At 37.3% G+C, this 818-nt stretch carries 1 protein-coding gene; it reads left to right on the top strand.

The annotated features are described in order from the left end of the window. Nucleotides 1–818, top strand: an 818-nt coding sequence (locus K3248_RS08575) for a TraB/TrbI/VirB10 family type IV secretion system protein (protein ID WP_281421936.1), incomplete at both ends; no start/stop codon positions are given.

Genomic DNA, 818 nt, shown 5'->3' with positions numbered 1-818 from the left:
CTAATAATGTTGCCGTAGAAGACAAAAAAAAACTATTTGTAGATGAAACACCTTTGCCAATTCGTCCGGAGGGTGATGATTATGTTCAAGCAGCAAGACCAGAGTTACCATTAGAGCCAATTAAACCAATTGAAACTAAACAGTTAGCAAAAGCAGATACAAATCCAGAACAAAAACAACTCGATAAAACAGTAGATGAAGAAGATGAAGCACAAAAGAGATTATTAACACGTGTTTTGGAGAGGCGTTTAGCTAAAATGGAGGCTGCTCTAGATTCTGATCCTACGGTTTCCTTTACAATCAATTCAAAGGTAAAAAATCAATCTCCAATTCAAGATACATATCCGCAAAAAGCGACCCTTGAAAATTTATTTGGTCGATCTGGATTATCCGCTAACTCATCTTTATACAATGGTGATGGGGGGCATGATCCTAATATGCAAGCACAAAAAATTGCTTTTTTATCTCAATCTCCAGAAGCAGAAGTTTACTTAAAAAACACGCGTCAAGAAGCTATCAAGGCAAGCCTTGAGATTAAGGCTGGAACCATTATTCCTAGTATTATGATAAGTGGTATTAACAGTGATTTACCTGGACAAATCATAGCTCAAGTAAGAGAAAGTGTTTATGATTCCGCTACTGGCCAAAATGTTTTAATCCCTTTGGGGTCGAGGCTAATTGGAACATATGATAGTCGTGTATCTACTGGTCAAAAAAGAGCACTTATTGCTTGGTCAAGAGTTATTTATCCAGATGGTTCTTCTTTATCTCTTGGGAATATGCCAGGGACAGATCAGTCTGGTTATGCTGGATTTAAG

It is taken from the genome of Bartonella raoultii, from assembly GCF_019659805.1.
GTDB classification, from domain to species: domain Bacteria; phylum Pseudomonadota; class Alphaproteobacteria; order Rhizobiales; family Rhizobiaceae; genus Bartonella; species Bartonella raoultii.
The sequence above is the reverse complement of the archived record's forward strand: the minus strand, read 5'-3'. Positions and strand labels throughout refer to the sequence as shown.